1 pseudogene is annotated in these 1,964 nt (G+C 61.8%); it reads left to right on the forward strand.

The window, feature by feature from the left end:
- Positions 1 to 1,964: pseudogene (locus tag AC4PR2_RS28530) on the forward strand (hemagglutinin repeat-containing protein); the annotation flags it as partial.

The raw sequence follows: 1,964 nt of genomic DNA on the forward strand, positions 1-1,964 counted from the left end.
ATGCAGTTCACCGGCAAGCTGGATAACGGCCAGGGGCGGATTTTTAGTCAGTCGTCTCAAATGCTGCAGGCGCAGGAGATAGTCAACGCCCAGGGCTGGATGGGCAGTCAGGGCGGTTGGCAGGCCATCAGCGGTGGCTTTGACAACACAGCCGGCAGTGTGCAGAGCTTGCAGGGAGCACAACTTGCGGCGGACTGGCTGGGCAACGCTAAAGGCGTGGTGCAGTCGGCGGCGGATCTGGTACTGCGCGTCGCACAGGATATCGATAATCGCAACGGCAAGGCCTCGGCGCAGGGGCAGCTTGCTGTTATGGGTGCCAAAGACGGCGAACACGCCGGCACCATCAATAACGCCGGCGGTCAGTGGCTGGCCGGTGAGGGGCTGAGTATCGCCGCCCGCACCTTCGATAATACGCAGGGCGGGTTGCTCTACAGCCAGAAACAACAGCGACTTACGCTGAGCGACGCGCTGAACAACCGCGATGGGAAAGTGCAGAGTGGCGAGGCACTTCAACTTGACGCACAAACGCTGAACAATGCCGGTGGGACGATTGACGGCCAACAACAGGTGGCGCTGCGCATTCTTGGCCTACTGGAAAATACTGACGGCGCAGTGCGCAGTAATGGTGACCAGCAGGTGTCGGCGGCCGGTATCAATAATACGCGCGGCGTATTCAGCAGCCGCGGCGGCATCACGGTGGCATCAAAGCAACTGGACAACGCCGGCGGTACGCTCATCAGCCAGGGCTCGGGCATCTACCGACTCGACCAGCTTAACAATCAGCACGGCAAGGTGCACAGCGGCGACGCGCTCACCCTTGAAGGGGCGCAGGTCAACAACCAGGGAGGGCAACTGGTGTCGACTCAGGGCCTGACGCTCAAGGCCGAAACACTCGATAACAGTGGTCAGGGCACGCTCAGCAGCCAGGCAGCCCTCAATCTGCTGACCGAGCGTCTGAACAATCGCGATGGCGGGCTGATACTGGGCACCACGCGTACCGATATCACCGCCCGTGACATCGACAATACCGCAGGCCGCCTGCAAAGCAGCGGCCAGATGACCCTCGCGGGGGTAACGCAGTTGGACAACCGCCAGGGGCGACTCCTGGCCGACGGCAATCTCGATATCAATGCCGACCGGTCACCGACCGACTCGCCGCTGGCGCTGCTTAACCAGGGCGGGCGCGTGGAGAGCGGCGGGCAACTCACCGTGCATACGCGTACTCTGGATAACCAGAACGGTACCCTGCTGGGGCTGCAGGCGCTGACGCTGTCCGCGCAGCAGGACTACACCCGTCAGGCCGGTGAAACGGTCAGCAGCAACGGTACGGTGACGTTCTCCCTGAGTGGTGCCTTTACCAACCTGGCAGACTGGTTGTTGCCGGGTAACCTGGCGCTCAATGCGGCCGGCATCACCAATCCGGCCACCCTGGTAGGCAAGACACTGCAGCTGACGACCGGGGCGTTGCAAAACACCGGGCGTATTGAAGCGGACACCCTGGCGCTGAACGTCGATACCCTGGACAACGCCGCGGCGCTGATGGGTGACGATATCACCGTGCGCGGGCGTGTCATCGACAACCATGGTGCGCCTGCAGTGATGGCGGCGACCCACAGCCTGACGTTGCAGGCCGGTGAACGCCTGACCAACAGGGATGGGGCGCTGATTTACAGCGGTGACCGCCTTCATCTGCACAGTGATGACCTGATTGAAAACCGGGCGAGCTTTATCGAAGCGGACGGTGACGCCACAGTCGAAGCTCGTCGTCTGGACAACCTGCGCGAAGGGCTGGTGATTGAGCGTGACGCCGAGAAGAGCGACTACAAATGGCATCGCTACAACTACTACTGGCGCTCTTACGGTGAAGATGTCAATCCCGATGTCAGTACCATGGCGCCGACCACCCAACAGCTGAGCTTCCAGGATGACGCGGCGGCCCAGAACAATCGCTACGGCACCCTGCT

Source organism: Serratia sp. A07 (assembly GCF_058725505.1).